23 protein-coding genes and 2 pseudogenes are annotated in these 21933 nt (G+C 69.1%); 15 read left to right on the top strand and 10 right to left on the bottom strand.

The annotated features are described in order from the left end of the window. Window positions 1–366: 366 nt before the first annotated feature. Complete coding sequence (locus JYK04_RS01290; protein ID WP_189748497.1) at window positions 367–648, top strand: hypothetical protein; 282 nt, start codon at window positions 367–369, stop codon at window positions 646–648. 22 nt (window positions 649–670) lie between these two features. On the opposite strand, the pseudogene JYK04_RS42270 reads toward JYK04_RS01290, so the two are convergent. Further along, window positions 671–823, bottom strand: a pseudogene (locus tag JYK04_RS42270) (NAD(P)H-dependent glycerol-3-phosphate dehydrogenase); the annotation flags it as partial. A gap of 56 nt (window positions 824–879) precedes the next feature. On the opposite strand from JYK04_RS42270, the gene JYK04_RS42265 reads away from it, so the two are divergent. Then, on the top strand, window positions 880–984 hold the full coding sequence (locus JYK04_RS42265; RefSeq protein ID WP_373297553.1) for a Mu transposase domain-containing protein: 105 nt from the start codon (window positions 880–882) through the stop codon (window positions 982–984). Here the strand turns inward: JYK04_RS42265 and JYK04_RS01280 are convergent. Together JYK04_RS01280 and JYK04_RS01275 are read right to left on the bottom strand one after the other, a co-directional pair. Continuing rightward, entirely contained in the window at window positions 971–1168 is a 198-nt protein-coding gene (locus tag JYK04_RS01280) for a hypothetical protein (RefSeq protein WP_189748495.1), read from the bottom strand. The two genes, JYK04_RS42265 and JYK04_RS01280, sit on opposite strands and share 14 nt — an antisense overlap. 196 nt (window positions 1169–1364) lie before the next feature. Next, entirely contained in the window at window positions 1365–2324 is a 960-nt protein-coding gene (locus JYK04_RS01275; RefSeq protein WP_189748493.1) for a CPBP family intramembrane glutamic endopeptidase, read from the bottom strand. Window positions 2325–2906: 582 nt separating this feature from the next. On the opposite strand from JYK04_RS01275, the gene JYK04_RS01270 reads away from it, so the two are divergent. The 3 genes from JYK04_RS01270 (at window position 2907) to JYK04_RS01260 (ending at window position 3916) form a co-directional block, all read left to right on the top strand. Next, window positions 2907–3332 (top strand): hypothetical protein, encoded by a 426-nt coding sequence (locus tag JYK04_RS01270; RefSeq protein ID WP_189748491.1) that lies wholly within the window; start codon window positions 2907–2909, stop codon window positions 3330–3332. 95 nt (window positions 3333–3427) lie between these two features. Continuing rightward, complete coding sequence (locus JYK04_RS01265; protein WP_189748489.1) at window positions 3428–3718, top strand: hypothetical protein; 291 nt, start codon at window positions 3428–3430, stop codon at window positions 3716–3718. A gap of 15 nt (window positions 3719–3733) precedes the next feature. Then, on the top strand, window positions 3734–3916 hold the full coding sequence (locus tag JYK04_RS01260) for a hypothetical protein (RefSeq protein ID WP_189748486.1): 183 nt from the start codon (window positions 3734–3736) through the stop codon (window positions 3914–3916). A gap of 134 nt (window positions 3917–4050) precedes the next feature. Here JYK04_RS01260 and JYK04_RS01255 read toward each other — a convergent pair whose 3' ends face one another. Together JYK04_RS01255 and JYK04_RS01250 are read right to left on the bottom strand one after the other, a co-directional pair. Next, on the bottom strand, window positions 4051–5778 hold the full coding sequence (locus tag JYK04_RS01255) for an IclR family transcriptional regulator domain-containing protein (RefSeq protein ID WP_189748484.1): 1728 nt from the start codon (window positions 5776–5778) through the stop codon (window positions 4051–4053). Beyond that, a complete protein-coding gene (locus JYK04_RS01250; protein WP_189748481.1) occupies window positions 5771–6412 on the bottom strand; it encodes a hypothetical protein in 642 nt (213 codons plus the stop codon). Before JYK04_RS01250 ends, JYK04_RS01255 begins: the two co-directional genes overlap by 8 nt. A 743-nt stretch (window positions 6413–7155) precedes the next feature. On the opposite strand from JYK04_RS01250, the gene JYK04_RS01245 reads away from it, so the two are divergent. Continuing rightward, window positions 7156–7740, top strand: coding sequence for a hypothetical protein (locus JYK04_RS01245; protein WP_189748478.1), 585 nt, complete (start codon window positions 7156–7158; stop codon window positions 7738–7740). A 168-nt stretch (window positions 7741–7908) separates the two neighbouring features. Continuing rightward, complete coding sequence (locus JYK04_RS01240; RefSeq protein ID WP_229876975.1) at window positions 7909–8631, top strand: HNH endonuclease family protein; 723 nt, start codon at window positions 7909–7911, stop codon at window positions 8629–8631. A gap of 61 nt (window positions 8632–8692) precedes the next feature. On the opposite strand, the gene JYK04_RS01235 is transcribed toward JYK04_RS01240, so the two are convergent. Next, window positions 8693–8884 carry a hypothetical protein gene (locus tag JYK04_RS01235; RefSeq protein WP_189748472.1) on the bottom strand — a complete coding sequence of 64 codons (192 nt, stop codon included), beginning with the start codon at window positions 8882–8884 and terminating at the stop codon, window positions 8693–8695. Between JYK04_RS01235 and JYK04_RS40915 the strand changes: the two genes are divergently transcribed. Further along, window positions 8883–9683: a hypothetical protein gene (locus JYK04_RS40915; protein ID WP_229876974.1), complete on the top strand. Its 801-nt coding sequence runs from the start codon at window positions 8883–8885 to the stop codon at window positions 9681–9683. The genes JYK04_RS01235 and JYK04_RS40915 overlap by 2 nt on opposite strands. Window positions 9684–10012: 329 nt before the next feature. Here JYK04_RS40915 and JYK04_RS01225 read toward each other — a convergent pair whose 3' ends face one another. After that, complete coding sequence (locus JYK04_RS01225) at window positions 10013–10282, bottom strand: hypothetical protein (protein ID WP_189748469.1); 270 nt, start codon at window positions 10280–10282, stop codon at window positions 10013–10015. Between the two features lie 11 nt (window positions 10283–10293). Continuing rightward, the gene (locus JYK04_RS01220) at window positions 10294–10437 is read right to left on the bottom strand and encodes a hypothetical protein (protein ID WP_189748466.1); all 144 of its coding nucleotides are present in this window, start codon (window positions 10435–10437) and stop codon (window positions 10294–10296) included. Window positions 10438–10764: 327 nt separating this feature from the next. On the opposite strand from JYK04_RS01220, the gene JYK04_RS01215 reads away from it, so the two are divergent. Then, window positions 10765–11109 (top strand): hypothetical protein, encoded by a 345-nt coding sequence (locus JYK04_RS01215; RefSeq protein WP_189748463.1) that lies wholly within the window; start codon window positions 10765–10767, stop codon window positions 11107–11109. A 236-nt stretch (window positions 11110–11345) separates the two neighbouring features. Here the strand turns inward: JYK04_RS01215 and JYK04_RS01210 are convergent, their stop codons facing one another. Then, window positions 11346–13010, bottom strand: a complete 1665-nt coding sequence (locus JYK04_RS01210; RefSeq protein ID WP_237410250.1) for a trypsin-like serine peptidase — start codon at window positions 13008–13010, stop codon at window positions 11346–11348. 64 nt (window positions 13011–13074) lie between these two features. On the opposite strand from JYK04_RS01210, the gene JYK04_RS01205 reads away from it, so the two are divergent. From JYK04_RS01205 to JYK04_RS01180, 6 genes and pseudogenes are all read left to right on the top strand, one after another. After that, entirely contained in the window at window positions 13075–13452 is a 378-nt protein-coding gene (locus JYK04_RS01205; RefSeq protein WP_189748152.1) for a hypothetical protein, read from the top strand. Further along, a complete protein-coding gene (locus JYK04_RS01200) occupies window positions 13449–14333 on the top strand; it encodes a hypothetical protein (RefSeq protein ID WP_189748154.1) in 885 nt (294 codons plus the stop codon). Before JYK04_RS01205 ends, JYK04_RS01200 begins: the two co-directional genes overlap by 4 nt. A gap of 425 nt (window positions 14334–14758) precedes the next feature. Then, window positions 14759–15700 carry a hypothetical protein gene (locus JYK04_RS01195; protein WP_189748156.1) on the top strand — a complete coding sequence of 314 codons (942 nt, stop codon included), beginning with the start codon at window positions 14759–14761 and terminating at the stop codon, window positions 15698–15700. A gap of 1521 nt (window positions 15701–17221) precedes the next feature. Continuing rightward, window positions 17222–17350 (top strand): annotated as a pseudogene (locus tag JYK04_RS40910) (IS5/IS1182 family transposase); the annotation flags it as partial. Between the two features lie 277 nt (window positions 17351–17627). Beyond that, entirely contained in the window at window positions 17628–19664 is a 2037-nt protein-coding gene (locus JYK04_RS01185) for a WD40 repeat domain-containing protein (protein ID WP_202186004.1), read from the top strand. A 220-nt stretch (window positions 19665–19884) separates the two neighbouring features. Continuing rightward, complete coding sequence (locus JYK04_RS01180) at window positions 19885–20847, top strand: hypothetical protein (RefSeq protein ID WP_189748159.1); 963 nt, start codon at window positions 19885–19887, stop codon at window positions 20845–20847. A 339-nt stretch (window positions 20848–21186) separates the two neighbouring features. On the opposite strand, the gene JYK04_RS01175 is transcribed toward JYK04_RS01180, so the two are convergent. Further along, a complete protein-coding gene (locus JYK04_RS01175; RefSeq protein ID WP_189748161.1) occupies window positions 21187–21900 on the bottom strand; it encodes a nucleoside triphosphate pyrophosphohydrolase family protein in 714 nt (237 codons plus the stop codon). Window positions 21901–21933: the final 33 nt, after the last annotated feature.

Here is a 21933-nt window from a genome sequence, read left to right as displayed (position 1 = left end):
CGTCGACTTCTACGCCGAGCTCGCCGCGCCGGTCCGCGAGATCGGCTGTAGCCGCGCCCGGACGGGCTGACGATCGGCGCTGTTGGCCACTCCGGTCCTTCCGCCGTGCGGCCGACGGCCGGGCTCGCCGAGGCGAGCCGCACGCCGCATCTATGCCGTGCTGCCCTTGGCAAGCTCATCGACTACATCGTGAGCCAGTTCACCGGCTGATCCTCCTCCTGCCCGCCGGGCTGGACTCCCACCCGGGCGGGCAGGACCCGCCCCATCCTGAAAGGTGAACGTTTATTGTCCGCGTGGGACGAGACCATCGGGTTCCAGGGGGCCGGCGCCCTCCACGACCAGACAGGACCGGTTCACGGGAGACAGGTGCAACTGGTCGCGAGCGGCGAAGGCGTGGAGCTGATGGCAGGCAAGCGGCTGACGAATCCGGCGAGATCCTCAAACGACCTGCGCGGGAATGTGCTGCGCGTGCTCGGGGTGCTGAAGGTGGCCACGGCCGACCAGATCCAGCGGATCGCCTCCCCGCACCTGACCTACCGGCACGCGAGCAAGCCGCGGGGCGGAAGCGTCGCGTTGGGTAGTTGCCGGCCGACGGAAGCGGCGGCGGCCAGGCGGCGTGCCGCTCGGCTCCGGGAGTCCGTTCCATAAGCCGGGCCGCGGCCTGGCCGGTGGTGATCCGGCCCTGCAGTACGTCGACGACGACTTCGATTACGGGCATTTCGACGCGGCGGGCGAGTCGGAGTACCGACTCGGCGGAGGCGACGCCTTCGGCGGTCTGGCTGGTGGCGGCGGTGGCCTGGGCGAGGGTGAGGCCGCGGCCGAGGTGTTCGCCGAAGCCGAGCCGCTGCTGGACCTGCCGACCGCCCGTTCCCCGCCGAGCTGGAGCAGACCCGCGTCGTCAGCCCGCAAGGACTCGTCTCCTTCGCCGGCAACCACTACTCCGTCCCGCTCGGGCTTACCGGCGCCCACGTCACGGTCCGGTAGCCGGATGGTGCGAGGCGGCGCGCCGGGCGGGATCCTGACGTGCGGGAGAGGGGGCCGGGCGGCCGGGGTCGCGGGCGTCCAGGGAAGCGACGAACTCGGAGACGACGTGCGGGTGGAGCGCCTCGAACACCTCCTCCTTGCGCAGCTGCTCGGCGTACGCGGTGCGCTCGGCGGGGCCGGCCACCGTGGGCGCGTTCGCGCGCAGGGTGGGGGACTGACCACTACCGGGGCAGAGCTGGTACGGGGTTGTTCCCCAGTCGGTTCACTGACCGCGCGCTCGTGGCCGATGGCAGGCTGGTGGCCTGCTCCTGCCTGCCTGCCTGCCTGCCTGCCTGCCTGGCCTCGTCTCGCGGTGTCCTGTCGCGCTCCCTGTCTGTTGGTCAGGCTTCGGCGGCCGGGTCCATGTAGCCGGTGGGGCGTGAGGCCGCGGCAGTCTGCGGGGTGGGCGGTGGCGGCGAGGTGTTCGGCCCACCGGGCACGTCTGTGCCGTTTGCGCGTTCGCGGCGGCGGGTGACCCACAGGACGGCGGTCGCGTAGAGGAGCACCATGGGGACGTCGATGGCCACTGCGGCCCAGTCCATGTCGGCGGCGGTGTCGTCCGAGGCGAAGGCGCCGGCGAATGCGGTCGCGATGCTCATGCTCACCAGGTTGTTGAGGATGTGCAGGGCGATGGCGGCTTCCAGTCCGCCGGTACGGATGGTCAGCCAGCCGGTCACCACGCCGAACACGACGAGGTCGGTGAAGCCCCAGACGGTGCCCCAGCCGTGGGCCGTGGCGAAGAGCAGTGCCTGGGGTGTGATCGCCATCCATGGTGAGCGGCACCAGGCGCCGACTGCCTGCAGCAGCCAGCCGCGGAACGCGTACTCCTCGGCCGCGGCCTGGAACGGCACCAGGAGCCACACGGTCGCAAGGCCCGTGAGGAACGCCGGTGTGCCCGCCCAGGCCAGGTCCCCGCTTTTGCCCGCCGGGGCTGGCATCAGCGCTTGAACCGCGACCGTGAACAGAACCAGGGGCAGGGCCAACGCAAGGCATATGGCCAGCCAGCGCCAGCGGAGCCGGCTCTCGACCGATGAAACGGTCCCCATCGGGCGGTGTTGCACGCAGTGTGCGGCGAGGAGCACTGCGGGGATCGCGAAGGCTATGGACAGCAGCGCCAGTGCGGTATCCCCGATGTCGCCCCAGGTTGCTGTGCCTTCGGAGTCGAGGGGGCGGTTCGCGAGCTCTCCCGCGATCTCGGTGCCGGAGGCCAGCATCACCGTCATCACGGCGGTGGCCATGAGCACCAGAGCCGTTCCGGCCAGCGGCCGCCACCAGCTGTGCTGCCCGGTGGTCAGCGCCATCCGGTGAAATGCCAGAGGGCCGGGCTGCACGGGGAATGCCGGTGCTGAGCCGGGAGGCGTCGTGTCGTTCGTCATGGCATCAGGATTCGTCATGGCGCCAGGAGTTCCGCATCCCACCAGCCGATTGTCGCCACTGTGCCCAGCCGGGGACACACGGCAGCAGGCAGTCGGGAGTTCCGAAGCGAGACGCGGGTAGCCGTAAACGGAGCCGAGCCTTCGACGAACCGCGCGACACGCCGGAAGCCGCGTCCAGCGGGTTTGGCCGGAAGGACGTGATGCGCAGACGGTTTCGGATCCTATGAGCCGATTCAGGGAGGCGCCGACAGCCTCTGATACGGCGGAAACGATTCGTTTGCGATCACATCTGCGGCAACAAATGCTTGGGTGCAATCACTCAACTGGGCTAGGTTCCTGACATAGCCACGTAGGCCCTGACCAGGCCAACTAACGGGCTGTGGACAACCGTTCGCATAGGGGGGCGAAGTCAGGTGCGGTTGCGGGCCGAAAGTGTCCAAGCCGCCGACCCGGCAACCAGATACCTGGACTCCACCCCCCTATGCCTTGATACAGGGGAACAATAACGTGAATCGCAAAGCGCTCCGCATGGGTGGGGCCACCGTCCTTGCAGCCCTGGCGTTCGGACTCGGTGGCGGCGTTGCGCACGCCCACACCACCACCCCCGCTCCGGCGGCAGCGGTCGCCGCGCCGGCGGTGCAGGAGCAGCAGGTCCGGAATGTCGCGCGGGCACTGCTGAACTCTCCGATCGAACTCAACGCAACCGAGCGTACCGAGCTGCAGGCCGTCGCGAACGGTGAGGCTGCCACCGCCGGCAGGTGGGACGCGATCAAGAAGATCGCGTCGAAGATCCCCGGCCTGGCCAAGGCCGCGAAGGGCAACTACGACGACTTCCTGAAGTGGTACAAGGCCCTCGACTGGAAGTGGAGGGCCCCGCTTGCGGCCGCGGGCCTCGGCATGGACATCTACACCCTCTGGCAGATGTTCCACTGAGCAGTTGAGCTGTGACTGAGGGCGCGCCGCACCCCGCAGGGGGCGGCGCGCCTTCCGCCATCCCCGGCAGTCCCCAGCACGAGAGGTCGTCAGCCGTGAACAACTCCCTCGCCGCCGAACACTCCAACGACACACGGCAGACGCCGACCTGGTCCCCGATGGTGGTGCTCACCGGCGCAGCGTGCGCCGCGCTCCGCTTCGGCGGCGTCTGGTCCTGGTGGGCTCTGCTCTGGGCCCCGCTGCTCGCCGCCACCGTCGGATTCATGATCCACCAGTGGCGGGTGCTGGCACGCAATCACTGGCGCATGGGAATCATCGAATGGCTCCTGCTCACCGTCGCCCACCTCGGCTGCCTGGCCGCTGTGGGACTGATCATTGGGCTGTAGCGCCCCAAGATCGCCATGGACACCGCAGCATGCCTGCGCTTCGACGGAGATCCGGGCGCGGCCGCCAAGATGGCCGCCACCGTCTACGACCGGCTCCCAGCCGCATACCGGAGCAGCCTGGTGCACTCCCGCGCCCAGCTCCTCCACCGATACCTGGACGGCGCTCCGCGCCAGCTGCTCGGCGACGCGCTCACCTGAAAGCGCCGGGCACCAAGCTGGTTCTCCTCTGGCGCGCCGACCTGCACTGACATCACCGGAGCTCTGCCGCCCAGCGTGGAGTACCCCTTCCGGGCGGTCGGGTGGGGGCCATGTCCTGGCCCCCATCACCTGTGTCAGCGGTGACTAGCGGCGACCTCCCTGAGCGAGAGGTCAAGGTTGGTGGAGCACAGCACGTCCGGGGGCTCGACCGGTGGAGGTTCCACGGTTCGTGAGGGGAAGGGAATCACCTGCGCCTCATGTTCTTCTTCGACGTCGTCCGCCTCTTCTCCTGCGGCGTGGTTCGGCACCGGGGCGTGCGTGGCCCGCTGGTGCCCCGCGGAGGTCCTTCCCGGCTGTCCGCTCGCGGGCGCGTCCTGCCTGCCGGTCTCCAGGTCAGGTGGACTGGCAGCGAGCAACAGGGACAGGAGAAGGCCGGCAGAGCGACTGGAGAGGACCTTCGCTGCCTGAATGAGCCGGTGGCGTTGAGCGACGGGCAGGGACAGGGCCACGCAGCCGATCTCGCCGTCGATGACGAGTGGGACCGCTACGCACACTTCGCCGTCGGAGTACTCCAGGAGGTCGAACTGGGCGGCGAGCGGGCCATGGTGGTCCAGGTTCTGGAAGAGCACGGTGCCATCGGTGATGGTGCGCCGGGTGAGGGCGATGGGCCGGTGCCGTGAGAGGTGGTCCATCCGCTGGCCGAAGTCGAGCTGGGAGAGCAGGCTCTTGCCGACCGCGGTGGCGTGCGCTGCCTCGGTGAAGGCGACCCTCTGTTTGACGCCTGGGGTGCTCGGCCCGTCCGACCACCGGACGATGGAGACCTCCCCGTGGCTGTAGGTGCTGATGTACACGGCCGCGCCGACGGCGTCCCGCAGGCTGGCGAGGACCTGGTCGATGACCTTCCCGGGCCGGCCGGGCTCGGACACCGCGATCAGTCGCAGCGCGGGCCCTGGTACGTATCCGCCGTCGGGGGTGCGCAGGGTCAGGTGCTGCTGGCTCAGCCACACCAGCAGGCGTTGCATCACCGGGTGGGGAAGGCTGGTGGCCCAGGCCAGGTGCCGCTCGCCCACGGCTCGGCCGGCTCCGGCGATGATCTGGAGTACCTCGAGGACCCGCTGTGCGGACTGCCAGCGCCGCACGGGCGGGCTGGCGGGTGGGACCTGCTGAGCCAGGTGCGTCAGCGACGCGTGCCGCAGCGGAGCCGGCGACCAGGCCGAGCCGGGCTCCGGCTTCCCGTCTCGGGGCGCTCGCCTGGACGGAATGGTGACCGGGGCCGTGTCTGCGGGCAGGGCATCCGGGGCGGCTCCCGTACGCCTGGGCTGGGGAATCCGGGCGGTGAACGTGCCGCGCTTGCGGACGGTCGCCAGGAGGGTCCGCACGTCGGCGATGAACTCACCGTCCTGGTCGGGGACGGTGTCCTCGCGGTTGGCGAGGCCGATGTCTGCGAGGTCCCACCCGGCTTGCCGCAGAAGTGTCCGGGCGTCCTGGTGTCCCCACCGGGCGGCGCTCACGACGGTGGTGACGGCCTGGGGGGCGGCGTCCGGGCCCGACTGCCGCCACAAGGTCACGGCCAGGCGGAACGCGGCACCGGGGTGGCTGTCCTCATAGGCCCGCTTCAGCCAGTTCCTGGCCCGGTCCAGCTCACCGATCCGCAGTGCTTTCGAGCCGAGCCGGTAGCACGAGTTCGCGTGCAGGCGTCGTTCCAGTTCCTGCCCCCTCCACGTCCGCGGTGGTCCCCAGTCGCCTCCGGGCCGGTCCCAGAAGTCGGCTCCCTTCAGTCCGGACAGCAGAGCGGCAAACGCGGAAGGCTCCGCCGCGCCGGTGTCGCCCCGTTCGCTGTCGTTGCCGCTCACATCACTCACCTGTGTCCTCTTCCCGGCGCCGGGTCTTCCTGTGCCGATCGCGGATGTGGAGCTGGATCTGCTCGTCTTCCCTCAGCTCGGCTGCTGCTTTCGTCATCAGGGTCTGGATGCGGGCCGGCTCCCGCTTCATGCGTTCCGCGATGGCCTGGTCCTCCATGCCCTGGCTCCGCATCTCCGCGACGTCCCTGCGTTGAGTCCTCTTCATCCGCCTGATGGCGGGTATGACGAGGTCCTCAAGGGGGTCCAGGGGCGTGTGCGGCACGAGGCCCGCGTAGTCGCCGTGCAGGTCCGAGGCCCGGCTGGGGCGCGCGACGAATACGCGCTCGCACTCCTGGAGACCTGCCTCGTCGGCGGGCTCGGCCAGCTTGTCGTAGGCGTCATTCGCCAGGTTGTTCGCGGTCTCCCGCGCATACGGCAGGGGGTTGCGGTCCCGCTTCTCCGGATCCCGCAGCCACACGACATAGGTCCGCACAAGAGCCTCGTGCGCCATGTCCTGCACTTGGGAGCGCAGCATCGGATGCCGCTTCCACAGCCCCACCGCGATGAGGCGGGTCCATTCCCCCACGCGCTCTTCGAAGAGCGTGCGCGCGGCCTCCTGCCAGGGCAGCTCCTCCTCGTCCGGGCCGTCTACCACGGTCCACGCTCCGGCTCACGGGGATCGGAGGCAGGGCTGGCCACCAGGGTGGTCCAGACCGTCACCCGGCCGCCGCCCGACGACTCGTGCCGCACGATGACGGACCAACAGCAGCCGCACGCCGTACCGGGACTACGCCCGGCCCGGGCAAGAGCCCCCTCGCGTCCCACTCGCCCGCGAGAAGCCCTTCCCCAGGCCCGGTACACGGCGAACACCACGGGGGTCACGCCGGCCACGGCCGAGATGAACCCGACCACGTCCAGGGCTGTCAATTCACGCTCCACATGTTCGATCGGAGAGCAACGCATCCGCGTCACGTCTCTCTTACGGCGCGGAGGGCCTGAACTTTCCTGCCGCACGAAAGCGATCGAAACCGACGGATATCGATCGACCCCTGTCCGATCCCGCCCGGTACCGGATGCGCGCGTGGCCTCCGCTCGCGAACCCGCCGTCGGTCATGCTCGGGGCAGGGCCTTCACCAGGTCGTCGTGGGTCATATGCGAGCGTCCGGGCAGGTGCGCGGCGGCCGCCCTCTTGTAGAGGCCGGCCTTCGACAGGCTGCTCACGTCTTCCCTCGAAGCGGAGCGGATCCGCTTCTTCGCAGCGCCGGTCTTGCCGGAGGAGGACCCGCCCGTACCGCTTTCGGTGAAACCCGGTACGTGGACGGCCCGGCCCGGGCAGCCTGAACGTCGGGCGGCCGGTGGGCCAGCCCGATCGCGCGCCGCAGGGAGGGGCTGGTCGACGTGGACAGGGTGCTCAAGGCCTTGAGGGCCGCGCACGAAGGGTCGGTGGGGGTGCTGCTCGGCGACGGCAACGAGCCGGGCCCCGTCTACTTCGACGTGGGCAGCGGTTCATACGTGCCGTCGTCGAAGGAGTGGCACGTGTACGACGGCCGGTTCGGCCGGCCCCGGGCCGCAGTCCTGCGGGGCAGCTGCTCATGCGGCTGGCGGGGGATAGCCGAGTACCCGCTCGACTGGACTGCCCTCCCCACGGACAAGCCTCTCTACGAGGCGGATGTTGACCTGTCCGGGCCGATCTCGGACTACGGCGCGCACCTGTCGGTCATCCGGGACGCGGCCGTCCAACCCCCTGCGGACCTCACCGCGCTCCTCACCGAACTCGTCGGCCGGCTCGGCGGCCTGGCCGCCAAGGAGCCGCTGGTCACGTTGAAGGCCCTGGCCGACCTGCGGTACGTCATCGCCCAGACCGGCCAGGACGGGGCGGGTGAACTCGCCGCCCAGGATGTCCCGATCGGGGAGGTGGCGACCGCGCTCGGCACGAGCGAGGCCGCAGCCCGCACCTACCTCAACAGCTACCTCCACCCCTGACCCGAGCGCGCGCCGTCCCGCCCGGCGCCAGCGGAGTCACTCCCGTTCCAGCCCTGCAGCACTCGGCGCTCTGGAGTGCCGTTTCTGCGGTGAATCGGGCCGCCCACCCGGGTGATGCCGCCCCCTGCCCTCTCCCGCTTTCCGGCCCGGACGGCTACAACCCGGGACGTGATCAAGAACCTGCTGCAACGCGGTCTGCCCGCGCTCGCGCTCGCCGCCCTGCCCCTGCTCACCGCCACTCCCGCCGCACACGCGACCGGGGCCCAGCCAGCCGGATCCGCCGCGTCCGGGATCGCTGGGGCCCCTGGAGTCCGTGCGCCGATGCCACTGTTCGAGGCGATCGACCGGATCCCCGTCGCCGACGAGCAGCGTGAGGGCTACAAGCGGGACCTGTACAAGCACTGGAACCGCGGGCTGAACGCGACCGACGGCTGTGACACCCGCAGGGAGGTCATCCTCGCGGAGGCTGTCGAGGCCCCGCAGGTCGCTGCGGGCTGCAAGATGTCGGGTGGATCGTGGCTGAGCCCGTACGACGACGTTGTTGTGACGGACGCCGCGGGTCTTGATGTAGATCATTTTGTACCTTTGGCTGAAGTCCACGACTCGGGTGGCTTCGCATGGGACGCGGCCCGGCGTGAGGCGTACGCGAACGACCAGGCGTCCCCGCTGACGCTGATCGCGGTCACGGCGAAGTCGAACCGGTCCAAGGCCGACAAAGACCCCGCCCAGTGGCTTCCCCCGGCCGGCGGCTACCACTGCGAGTACGCCGCCCAGTGGGCCGCGACCAAGCTGCGCTGGAACCTCTCCGCTGACGACGCCGAACGCCAGGCCCTGCTCGGTGTCGCGGAGGACTGCCCGAACACCACCGTCGTCTACGAGCCAGCCCCGTGATCATCGCGGCGGGCGGACCGGGCCCGCACAGGTCCCATGCCCCACTTCTCCCGGCGGCCGGCTACATGGGCTGGGCCAGCCGGGAACCGATGCGAAAGCGCATCTCCCCGGCCGCGTGACGGACCTCCTCGGGCTGCGCGTCGTCGTCGAGCACCCCGAGGAGGATCATCAGGGCCCGCGCCTCGTCCCCGCTGATCAGTTTCAGGCGCGGCTCAGTGACCCCGTCGAGGAGCACGTCCAGCATCTCGTCCATGCAGGCAACAACGCCGAACCGCCCATCACGTCACCCCGTCCGGCGCCGCCGCCTCGCCCTCGTCCTGCGCGGCCGCCGCCGCGACCCCGGCTTGGACGACCGGACCGTGGCCGCCGCCATCTCCACCCACTGCCTGGACATCAGCGAGCCGAAGACCGTGCGCGGCCTGGAGTCCGGCTACCGCCTCTACACCGCCCGGTGGGCCCTGTCCGACCTCCCCGCCCGCCGCCGCCCACCCACCCCCGCACCCGAACCGGACCGGCAGCCCCCGGCCGATCCCGGCGAGCGGGCTGCGCCCCGGCCCCCGGGCCAGGACGCGGGGGAGTGGGAGATACCCCGCATCCCGATCCAGTACGAGCGCGCTGTCCTCGCCGGTGCGGTGGTCCGGGAGAAGCTGCGCACCACCACAGCAACGGCCGTGCGGGGCCGGGCGTACGACGTCGTCCGGCACCAGCAGGCGGCGATGCCCGAGCAGCTGCTCGCGCCCGCGCCCGCGGCCGCCGACCCCGAGCCCGACGACCAAGAGCCGGAGGCCGGACCCCGGGAGGCGATCGACATGACGGCGCTGCGGGCCCTCCGGGAGTCCCGCACGGACGTGGAAGCCCTCGACCTCACTGCCGAACGGCTGCGCCACCTCCGGGACGCTTTCACCAAGGCGGCTGACGACTCCCGCACCCGCACGACTCGCTACACCGAACCGGGCGATGCCGACGCAGCGCACCCGGTACGCCGGGACGACCAGCAGGCGCACCGTCCGCAGGAGCCCGGACCGCACCGAGGCCGGGAGACCGGCCACTGAGCACACCCCGATGTCGCACCCGGTGCGGTGGTGCGCACCGGCGATGTCCGGTGTGGACTGCACCGAGTGGAGTCCACCGGCCGGGAGTGGCCTTCACCGTGCTCTGCGTCCACTCCACCGAGTGGAGCCCACCCGGTGGAGTGGCCGATACCGTGCAGGAGTGGACGACACAACGGGGACGATGCCGCGCATCCACCCGGTGCGTACCCGCCGTATTTCTCCTTGACATCGGCCCGTGTCAAGGAGAATACGCGGCCTCCACCGCACCGAGTCCACCCGATGCGCACCGCCAGCCGCACCGGTGCGCACCCACCGGTGCGGTGGTGCGGTCAGCGGTGCAGAGCCACCACGGTCTCCACCACCGCACGGGCCCGCTCCACCTGCTCATCGCGCAGCGCCTGCAGAGCCTGGAGGACCTCCGTCGGTGCGTCAGCGAGAACTTGGCCGACGAAGTGCGCGATGGTGCGGGCGATGCCCGGCGCAGCAGCCGCGGGGGCGTGCGTGGCCCACTCCCTAATTGCCATCAGGTAGATGACGCCGACCTCGTCCAGGACGAAGGAGTCGGCGCAGGGATCGGTGTCATCGGACAACGCGGTCACAGGGAAGACGATCAGCTCCGCGATGGCCGGCAGCAGTGCTCCACCTTGGGCGCGAGTCGCGCGGCCTGGACGTCGTCTCTGGCCTCCACTGCCAAGACGTAGTCGAAGCCGAGCTGGACCAAGTGCGGGGGCAGCGAGGGAAGGATGAGGGACACAGACCGCTCCTGATGTACGTTCGCCGTGCCGATCACGGCGACCTCCCGGACAGCCTCAAGTCCCGGAACTGTGGACAGGGCCCGGAGACTTCTCCTCCCTCATAGAAACGGACAAACCGCGCGGACAAGGGGCCATACCGGCCCCCCCTTGACCGGTGCCCTGCCTGGTGGCGCCCCCGGCGGGTCACGGCGACCCCGACAGGCCCCTGCTGGCGCTGGAGGCGGGGGAGCGGGCCATCCGCCCGTCCCGCTGCGCTATGACCGCGCGGTCATCGCCTCCACCATGCTCGCCACCCAACTGGCACCGCCCGCCGTACCGGCCGCGCCATGTACGACGTCACCACCCACCAGCAGGCCGCGACGCCCGGGCAACTCCTCGTGCCGTTCCCCGACGCCGAGCCGGACCGCCTGGACGACAAGCCGGTGCTCGACTTGATGGCCATGCGGGCCCTGAAGGAGTCACGCACCGACGCGACAGCCCTGGAGTTCACCGACGAGCAGCTGCGTCACCTCCAGGCCATCTTCACGAAGGCGGCCGACCATGCGCGCAACAGGATGGACCGGTACGCCGACCGGGAGAACGCCACCGCACGGCGCCGGGTGCGCGAGGACGGCCAACGCGCACGCCGCTCCCATCCTGAGCCGCATCGCGGTCCGGAGGCTGGTCGTTGAGCCCATGTCCTCGGACACCGCTCGCATCCGGGCAAGGCAGTACAGCGCGGTTGTCGGCCTGTCGGGCCAGGGCGTCAGCGTCCTCGAGCCCCCCGCACTCTCTCTACTCCGGGCCAGGAAGCGCAGCGTGTTTCGGTCACCGTGGTGGGTGGCGGCTTGCGGCGCTGTCCTTGGGCCGAGGAGAGTACGCAGGCCGTCCGGGGCCGGCCTGCGTACGTATGTGCCTGCTGGGCTACTTAGGCGGGTGGGGCGATCATGATTTCTGTTCCGAGGTTGTTCATGCGGGTGTCCTTGTACATGGTGGTCTCGCCGTCGCTCCAGCGGATGATGAGGTCGTTGGTGAGTCCGTCACCGGTGTACTGGCCGGTGGTCATGATGACGCTGTGGGTCCAGGTCTTGTTGGGGCCGTGGATGGGCTGCTCGCTGCCGAGGCCGCCGGTGGTGGTGCCGACGTAGTTGTTGAGCGCGCCGCTGGACCAGCGGACCATGAGGTCCCATTTCTGGTTTCCGGAGTACTGCCCCGCGGTCAGCAGGGTGGCGTCCTTCCAGGTGCTGTTGGGGTCCTTGAGCTTGTATTCCTGGCCCATGGTGCCGGCGCTCACGTTGGTGAAGAGGCTGAGTTCGCCGTCCGACCAGCGGACCATGAGGTCGGTGACGTAGGTGGCGGCGTTGAAGCGGCCGGCGGCGATCTGGGTGGCGTGGCTCCAGATGGATCCTGAAGGAGCCATTTCGATGCCGGCGCCGAGGCCGTTGGAGCCGACGTCGCCGTGCAGGGTCATCCGGCCGTCGTCCCACCGCACCATGAGGTCGAACTCACCGGTGCCGGTGAAGTCTCCGGCGGTGACGGTGGCGACCGGCTTCCATCCTGCGTTGGGTGCCAGGAGCTGGCGTTCGGGGCGGAATCCGCCGTTGCCGTCACCGGGGTAGAGGGTGACTTCGCCGTCGGTCCAGATGACGAGCAGGTCGCTGTGTCCGGTGCCGGAGAAGTCGCCGGAGGCTATCTGCTTGGCGTGCTTCCAGGTCTCGCCGCTGCCGGGCAGGACGGGGCCGTCCGTCGGAGGCTGGTAGTCGGGCCGGTGGACGTTCTCCGGTCCGATGCCGTTGTTGGCGTCGTTGTAGAGGTCCTGGGCGTCCTTGCCGTAGAGCGGCGAGTACGAGATCCAGTCGACGTTGGCGTCGTTGCCGCCGCCGTTGTATCCGCCGATGTTGCCGACGACCTGGCCGGTCCGGGAAGCCGCGTTGTATCCCTTGATCCACGGGCTGCCGGAGACGCCGCCGTAGTAGCCGCCGCACTCCATCTGCATCTGCCGGAACCCGTACAGCCGACGGGTTGGCACATCACAGCGGATGGCCTTGTGCTGGCTGTTCTCGCTGGCGTCGGCCGGGTAGCCGACGACCGTCACGTTGTGGTCGTACGACGTCGAGGTGGTGAAGGTAAGGGCGCCGACGACGTCCTCGATCGCGCCCTTGCCGTTGGGGGCGACGGTGACGAAGGCGAAGTCCAGGTCCGATTCGGCAGCTTTCGTCTGGCCCTTGTCAGGGTAGCGTCTGTCTTTGTAGACGTCGCCGACCGCGAAGAGTCCCCACGGCTGGTTGGCCGGGATCTTGAGAAACTGGTACTGCGGCACGAAGACGCGGTGGGTGGCCCGGTTCAGGCCGTTCGCACAGTGCCCCGCGGTGAGCACCAGACTCTTTCCCTTGCTACGCACGACGCTGCCGGTGCAATAGGTGGCGTTTCCACCGACCGGCGTGCCGTCGAAGAAGAACGTCCCCACCATCGGGAGGCCGTCGAAGTGCGAGGCGTGGGGCGTGTCCCGCGGCGCAGCGGCGGGCGAGTTGGGTGCTGACGGAGCTTTGGGCCCGGCGTCGCGGGCGGCGTCGATCGGCTTGGCCTGGGCCATCCGCTCAGCTGTCCAGTACTGCTCGTCCGCCGTCGGGGCCGGGGAGGCAGGGGGTGATTTGGGGGTGGACGCGGAGGGAGAGGGGGGAGCGGATATCGGGGGTGCGGCCGGAAGGGGAAGCTTCGAGGCGGAGGGTGTGGAGCGGGGTAAGTCTGAAGGGCTGGGTGTGGGGGGCGACGGCGAGGATGAGGCCGAGGGTGGAGGGAGCGTCGTGGCGGCCGGAGAGGGAGCGGCCGACGCCGCCAGGGTAGCGGGGGCGGTGAGTAGCACGGTGCTGGTGCCGAGTGCGAGTGCGGTCAACCATTTTGATCTCAATGACTTGCTTCCTGAGTGCAGTGACGACGCCTGGCATCGCTGTGTGTTGGTGCGTCAGTTCGACGAAGAGGGCAGAGTAGGCAGTGGTGTGACAGATCGTCAACGAATTCAGATAGGCGACAAATGAAGCGATTACGGGCATGGATCGGTGCGGTAGTCCTGACGATTCCGCTGTTCATGTCACTCGGAGCGGAGAGCGTGCAGGCTGCTCCGCTTACGGATGTGCCACTGCCGCTTCAAAGTGGCGCCGACCAGTCGGTTCGGCCTGGAGAGCAGGTCAGCGTCTCGGTGGGCCTGCAGGACGCCGCCGGCAACGGCGACAGGGTCTTCTCCGAGGCGTTCACCGCCGATGGCCGGATGAGGATGAACGATCCGCACGTCACCGCGGTCATGACGATCTCCTGCACCGCTGCGCCCGGGTCCTACGAGGTGCGCATCGGATCAGGCGGGGACCGGAACCTCTCCGAGGTCACGCGACTCTGGGGGCGAGTCTGGGTGGCTCCGGCCGAAGAGGCGGAGCGTGCGGCGTGCGCGAGGCGGGTCTCCGAGCTGCCGCCTGAGTCCCAGGAGGAGCGCTGGCCTGCCGACGTGGAATGGCCCGCGAGCCCATGGGACGTCCGGTCGCTGCGGGCCGGCCGGGAGATGACGGTCACCGACGACCTGGAGATGGGCGGCGACGGAGACGTCACGTTGACCTCGCCGGTGTTCACACGACCAGTGGTCATGTACGGAGCGAAGAAGGTCTCCGCGGTCGTCCGTATCAGGTGCGACGCGAAGCCGGGTCTGTACACGGTGGTCTGGCGGGAGAAGGGGAAGCCGTCAAAGGTCTGGGCCCGACTGCGGGTGGAACCCGCAGCCCCTGACTGCCGAGACCCTGCCCCTACGCTGGCCGACATGGTCGAGCGCGCGACCCCCTGGCTGGCGGCAGGCATCTGTTCTGCCGCGCTTGTGGTAGGGGTACGCGCCCTGAAGCGGAGGCGGCGTGCCCGCCCTCCCCTGTCATCGTGAAGCGCAGCATCGGGCTCCGGAACCGGTGGTAGATCCAGTTCGCCCGGGCCGGGTGCTCGTTCCGGTTATTCCTGCCGAACCATGAGGAGGCGCCCGGTTGTCCTTCTGAGAGCTCTTGAGTCGGCGATATAGGAGCGTCGTTCATTGTGGCTGAAACGATTCCAGGAATGACTTGAAGGAAAACCTGGGTGCAGGTTCACCAGGTTGGGGGGCAGTTCAAGCCGGTGTTTCGCCGGGTCCTGACGAGTGTGGCGGTATTCTTTACGCCGCAGCGGCTTGAAATCGCCCATTCTTTCGCGCTCGCCGGGTGGATGGTTGAGTGGGGAACCTCAGCATTTGCTCAAGTCCGTTGATCATTCCGTGAAGATCGCTAGTGTTCATTCTGCTCCACCGAAGACGACACTATGCAGATCAAGGAACATTACGTGAAGCTTAAGAATTCAGTTCATGCCGCACTGCTCACCGCCGCACTGATATCCGGAACCGCAGCCCCGGCTTTCGCTGCCAGCGGCGCTTCCGCCGTCAGCGCGGCGGACCAGGTCGTGGCCACAGTGCAGAGCGCCACCGGTACCGCCGACGTTGCCCGCGACAGCACCAGAGGCACGGTCATGGCGACGGACCGAGGGCTCGTCACCGTGACCACCCCGGTCAGCGCTGAAGGGCGGGTGACCGTGGCGGCCTCTGACGGCTCTGCGGTGACGATGACCTTACCCGCAGCGGTCAACGCCGCAGGTACCACCTCGGCGGCCGGCACTACCGTCTATCCCAACGCGGCCGCGCACATCGACCTCGCCACCCAGGCCACCGTCGACGGCGGCGCCCGCGCTCTGGTCACCCTCAAGAACGCCAACGCCCCCACCACTCAGCGCTTCAACCTCGGCCTGCCCGACGGCGCCACCCTGATCGCCGACGGAACCGGTGGCTACGACATCGTCACCTCCGCAGGCGGCGCCGTCCGCGGCCACATCGACGCTCCCTGGGCAAAGGACGCGAACGGCAAGGCCGTCCCCACGAGCTACAGCCTCGACGGCAACACCCTCGCCCAGACCATCGAGACCGGCCCCAACACCGCCTACCCCGTGGTGGCCGACCCCCACTACACCTGGGGCATCATCAGTGGCACCGTGTACTTCAACAAGAGCGAGACCAAGGTCCTCGCCCTCGGCGGAACTGTTGTGTCCTGGCTGCCGCACCCGGCCGCGGTCGTCGGGGGCCGGTCCCTCGCGGGGGTCGCGGGGTACGCAGTTGCGACCGATCAATGCATCAAGTTTAAGGTCAACCCCGCGCTGGCACCCCTTTCTCCGGCGGCGGCCCTGGCCGGAAGCGGAACTTACAAGGGCAGTGCCGGCGACGGATACTGCAGGTAATTAGACCGGCAGTCAAGTAATTCCGAACGGGGAGTACGGCCGACCGTGGCGGCCGGAGAGAAATATGTCGGCTTCCGAATCTGAAAGGTTGCGGAATGGATACTCTAACCGCTCTGGCGTCGGCCGCTTTCGGCTCAACCGTATATCTTGTGACTTTCTCGACCGTGAAATGGCTCAATCAGCTATCCCGGCGAGTTAGGGTCACGGGCCTGATTGCGACCGGCATAGTCCTGTGCGCAATCATCGGGACTATTGCGATCGCGAGCCAGAGCGTCGCACTCGGGTTCATCATAGGCGCCGGCCTGACACCGCCCGTACACCGGTGGATCCTGCAACGACGCAAGCACGTCGCCAGTTCTTGACCTTCGACGAAGTCGAAGCCCAGAAAACCTGAGAGCTGCGCCGCGTTGCGCCGTTCGACCGCTGCGGGCGAGGGTGGTGCCAGCGACATCCCACAGGTACGGCGGTGGGCCGCACGGAAGACTGCGTGCGGCCCACCGCCGTTTCGAAGGTGCCCCTCGGAAACGGACAACCCTGCGGACAAGGGGCCTTAGCGGACCCCCTTGACCAGCGCCCAACTCGACGCTGGCTCTGCCCGTTGACCCCGTTGACCCCGTTGACCCCGTTGACCAGGTCGACCGCTCGGCCGCGTACGCCGCATCTCCCCTTGACTTGCTCTGCGACGGGCGACCGTTAGACGGCGGTCAAGGGGTACCTCTGCATGCTCTCCCTCCTCGGCCCCGGTGTGGGGCGGTGAATGACGAGAAGGAGACACGACGATGGCGACGATCCACTGCCACCCGGCCAGGTTTCTCGATACCTTCCGGGATGGTGCCTGACGGCTTATGGCAGCGAGGTCTACACCGAGCCCTGTAACGCCACTCCGGACGGCACTAACTGGTACCAGCGCTGGTACGAGGTGAAGACCTCCACCGGCTGGAAGCCAGGTCCCGTAAGAGAAGCCGGCGGCAATCGTGAAAGGTCGGGAGCCTGGTCCGCGCCCGAGCCGATGCTGCCTCGCGAACTCAAGAACAGCCCTGGTCAGCCCCTCGTCGTGGACGTCCAGCGAGTTCATTTGGTAGGCCCACTGCCCGTCAGTGTCCATGGCGAGGGAGAACACGAAGCGCGACATGGGTGACCATAGCCAGGCCATGGGCAGGCCAGGCACCTCCTCGGCGTTCCCGATCTCTGTGACAGCCTGTCCGATGTTCATGTCCGTCGTCTTCTCCTCCCCGCGCCAGGTACATGATCGGGCGGGGGGGATGCGGTGCGGACAACCCGGCTCGCATCAGCGGTGGCACCTGGGCCATGGAACTGGCTGCCCCCAAGCTGCTCTACGACATCGCGGCCACGCGGGGTTTCGTGCCGGCCAGCCCCGTCCTGCTGACCGCGCCGACGGACGTGAAGACGTCGGACGTGAAGTGGCTGAAGCCGACGCCGCGCGCCTTCCGGCTGTGGCGAAACGTCGGGCTCGGCGGGATGCTGCCTGGCGGGCTGGAGGACCAGGCGTGGCGGGGCCGCGCCCGCCTCCGAGCACCCGGCGCACGCGCCTTCGCTCAACTGAAGACATGGAAGGCCTTCCGCAAGGCCCGATGCTCCACAGACCGGATCAGCCGCATGGTCGCTGCCGTCCACACCCTCCTCACCTGCGGAACCCAGGATGAAAGGGGTTCAGTGACGTACGTCATGCGCTACGCAGTCCCGTGCCGGGGCCTGGTGAACGTGGTGTGTCGGGTGCAGGTGGTTGGATGCGGGCATGTCGGAAGATCTGCGTGTTGACGGTGCTGGGGCCGCAATTGTGGGAGTGGACGGGTGGCTGGCCGATACGGCGTTCCTTGTGAACGCCGGTCCGGCCGAGGTGCTGGGGCGGTTGGAAGAGGCTTCGGGGCCTGCAGGGCGGTTGGCAGCGGCGGTGTACCGGGCGTCGGTGCACCTGCACGGGGACGCCGCCGCGGGGGTACGGCGGGGAATGCTGGCGTTGGACGCCGCCCGGTACGGGGACCAAGAGCTGTCGGCACGGATCAACGCCGTACCGGTCGAGGGGGAGCCCCCCGCGCGGTGGGGGGTGGAGTGGGCCAGCGGCGCCATGGTCGACCACCGGTTCCGGCATGCCATCACCGGCCACACCGGTGGGGTTACCGCGGTGGCGACTGCGGTGGTGGACGGCCGCCCGGTCGCCGTCACCGGCGGCAAGGACCAGACGGTGCGAGTTTGGGATCTGACCACCGGCCGGCCCATCGGTGAACCCCTCACCGCCCACACCGACCTGGTGTGGGCGGTGGCAACTGCCGTGGTGGCCGGCCAGCCGGTCGCCGTCACCGGCGGCAATCACCAGACGGTGCAGGTCTGGGACCTGACCACCGGGCGGCCCGTCGGCGAACCCCTCACCGGACACACCGACTGGGTGTTCGGGGTAGCGACCGCGGTGGTGGTGGGCCGTCCGGTCGCCGTCACCGCCAGCGAGGACGAGACGGTGCGGGTCTGGGACCTGACCACCGGCCGGCCCGTCGGCGAACCCCTCACCGGACACACCCGCGACGTGTGCGAGGTGGCGACTGCCGTGCTCGACGGCCGTCCGATCGCCGTCACCGCCAGCTGGGATCGAACCGTGCGGGTCTGGGACCTGACCACCGGTCGGCCCGTCGGTGAACCCCTCACCGGACACACCAGCATGGTCAACACCGTTGCGACTGCCGTGGTGGACGGTCGCCCGGTCGCCGTCACCGGGAGCAACGGCGAGACGGTGCGGGTCTGGGACCTGACCACCGGCCGGTCCGTCGGCGAACCCGCCATCGGACGCACCAACGCGGTTACGGCAGTGGCCACGACCGTAGTGAACGGTGGCCCGGTCGCCGTCGCCGTCGCCGACAGCTACGGCGAGACGGTGCGGGTGTTTGACCTGACCACCGGCCGGCCCATCGGTGAACCCCTCACCGGACACACCGGCAGGGTCAACGCCGTGGCAACGACCGTGCTCGACGATCGTCCGATCGCCATCACCGCCGGCTCGGATCGAACCCTGCGGATATGGGACCTCGCCGTCGACCAGCCCGTCCGTGAACCCCTCACCGGACACACCAGCAGGGTCAACGCCGTGGCCACTGCCGTGCTCGACGGCCGCCCGGTCGCCGTCACCGCCAGCCACGACGAAACGGTGCGAGTCTGGGACCTGACCACCGGCCAGACCATCGGCAAACCCCTCGCCGGACACACCAGCAGGGTCAACGCCGTGGCCACTGCCGTGCTCGACGCCCGCCCGGTCGCCGTTACCGGGAGCTACGCCGCGACGGTGCTGGTCTGGGACTTGGCCACCGGCCAGACCGTCGGCGAACCCCTCACCGGACACACCCGCGAGGTGTCGGCGGTGGCGACGACCATGGTGGCAGGCCGCCCGGTCGCCGTCACTGCCAGCCACGACAAAACGGTGCGGGTCTGGGACCTCGCCACCGGCCAGCCCATCGGTGAGCCTTTCACCGGACACATCGACCGGGTGAACGCGGTGGCCACGACCGTGCTGAACGGCCTCCCGGTCGCCGTCACCGGCGGCGACGAGACGGTGCGGGTCTGGGACCTGACCACCGGCCAGCCCATCGGTGAGCCTTTCACCGGACACATCGACCGGGTGAACGCGGTGGCCACGACCGTGCTGAACGGCCTCCCGGTCGCCGTCAGCGGCGGCGACGAGACGGTGCGGGTCTGGGACCTGACCACCGGCCAGCCCATCGGTGAGCCTTTCACCGGACACATCGACCGGGTGAACGCGGTGGCCACGACCGTGCTGAACGGCCTCCCGGTCGCCGTCAGCGGCGGCGACGAGACCGTCCGGGTATGGGACCTGACCACCAGCCTGCAGATCGGGTTGGAGTTGGTGTTCCCCGCGCCTGTCCAGACGGTGGCCTATACCCCGGACGGCTGGCTGGTGGCGGGATTCGGCCGGGAGGTCGCGCTGCTGGCCGACCGCTGACCCGGCCCCACCATGCGTGTCCCGGAGCGCCGGCATGCCGGCGAGGCGCGCCAGTCCGCTGTTGGTGAGTTGTCCGAGCCAGTCCGGTTGTGGTCTGGTATCGCGTGCCGAGCATGGCGGCGGACGCGCGCACCGAGATGGAATCCTCACAGTGCCACGCGCCGCGGTTACGGGGTAAAACGCCCAGAGAGTGGCGATTCCCGTGCCCTAGGATCGGGCAGTGACCAGCGACCTTTCCACTTCCGAATGGGTGTTTTCCGACGAGTTGCTGCTTGAGGGCCGCGGCGGCCCGGACGCACTCTACGTACGTGACCAAGCGCGGGGCGTTTGCAGGGTAGTGCACGCCGGAGCAGCGATCGCTCCCGATGACACCGGCAGTCTGGTTGGCCTGCTCGGTGACCCGCAGGCATTCGTCAACGAGCCCACCGAGCCCGCCAACCTGCGTGAGGAAAGCCGCCGCCACATCACTGAGGCCCTGCTGATCCACGCGTGCCGCACCGACGATCCGGACCTCGTCCGACGACTCCGGCAGGTCGCACCGTCCGAAGTCCACGGCATCGACCTCCGACTCCTGATACCGGAGCAGTGCCTGCTCGCACTCTTCGACGGCCTCGACCAGGAAGAACTGGGCGTTCGTCACGCCGCCATGCGCATGGTGGGCAACATCTACCAGCCGACCGACATCACACCACTCCTCGACATCATCGTCAGCGAGTTGGCCTCCCCCGCGCACGGCCGTGGCTACCATCGCGTCGCCCCCGCCGACGGCGCCCGCTGGGCACTGGTCGCCCACAGCCTCGAAACCGACGATTTCGACGGCCTGTGCAACCGGGTGTCGGCGGCGATCGCCCCGTCCGCACCGACCCAGAGCGCGCTGCGCACACTGGCCGCCCTGTACGCGGTGGCCGAACAGTTCGACCAGGTGATCAGCCTTGTCGGCCGGGCAAGCACCCGGGCCTCGGTCATCGGTGGAATCCATGACGCCATCTGCAAGATCGCTTGGAACCTGGAGCTTGCGTGGCCCGTGCCCAACTCCCGCTACCCCTTCGCCGAGGCCATCGCCGTCGCCGACGGGCTGGCCACCAACACCGGTCACCGCAAGCAGGTCGAGGACATCCGCAAGCGGCACAACCGCCTCCGCCCCGCGAAGGCCTCGTCCGCGAGTTCGCCCAGCGCCACGTAGTCAGTAGAGAAGTCAGCTTGGCCAGGAACGGCTTGGCTGCCTTGGCGGCGCAGGTCGGCGAACGTCTCGAAGCTGAGCTGGTCGCTGACAACAGAGGTCGGCACGTGATGAATCCTTCCGGCGGCGGTACAACAGCGCTTGACCGAGCGTCAACGCCTGGTCACCCCTATGGACGGAGTGGGAGCGCCAGGCGTTACACCCCGCTGGGCATCAACGTCTCGTTGTCAGTTCCCGCGCAGCTGCCAGGAGCCAAGGCGGGGCAGCCGGAGCTGCCCCGCCTTGGAACTGATGTAGCCTCCCGCACCACGTTGCAGAGGTCTGGCCAGGCCGCCGGCTCAGCTATGCGCCCAGGACCTCCCGGCCGCGCCGGCTCCGGCGGAACGCGATCGTCTCGAAGGTGCTCCGCCACCCGGCCGGGTCTACGCAATACAGGCCGACTAGCGATGTCACGAAGGAGCCGATAAGCCGGTCTTTGACGCCCTCCCACGAGTGGATGCGGGGCCCGCACTCCTCGTCACAGGTGAGGAGGCCTTTGATGCCGTGCAGCGAGTGAATGGCCTCGCCGGCCTCTCGGGTGAGGTTGCCCAGGGCCAGGATCGGGATCACGTAGCCCGGTCCGTCGGCGGCGGCCGCGTAGTGCTTGCCCAGCTCCTCGACGGCGTCCAGGATCCGGTTCTGTCCTTCGAAGTCTTCGGCGAGAGGGCTGCCGATCTCCGCGAGCCGCTGGCGGAACCCGTCGATGACGGCAGCCTGCCAGCTGTCGGCGTCGATGTAGTTGAGCGCGATCAGTGATGCGAAGGAAGCGCCGACGAGGTCGTTGCTGACGCCGTTCCACGAGTGCTCGTCGCGTGTCGCGCAGTTATCCGCGCAGGCTGGCATTAGCCCGAGCAGCCCTTGCAGGGCGTGCCATGCCTCTCCGGCCTCCTCAGCCGGCTTGGCGATCTGCAGGGCCAGCAGTTCCTCGTGCGGCAGTTTCATGTTTGCCGAGGAGCAGACCCCGGCGAGGGCGTCCACGATGGGGAACATCCGGCCGGTCGTGAGCAGGTCTTCCACGTCGGTCTCCTTCGATCGATGTGCCGGGCCGCG

The sequence above is a fragment of the Streptomyces nojiriensis genome, assembly GCF_017639205.1.
Lineage (GTDB): Bacteria > Actinomycetota > Actinomycetes > Streptomycetales > Streptomycetaceae > Streptomyces > Streptomyces nojiriensis.
The sequence above is the reverse complement of the archived record's forward strand: the minus strand, read 5'-3'. Positions and strand labels throughout refer to the sequence as shown.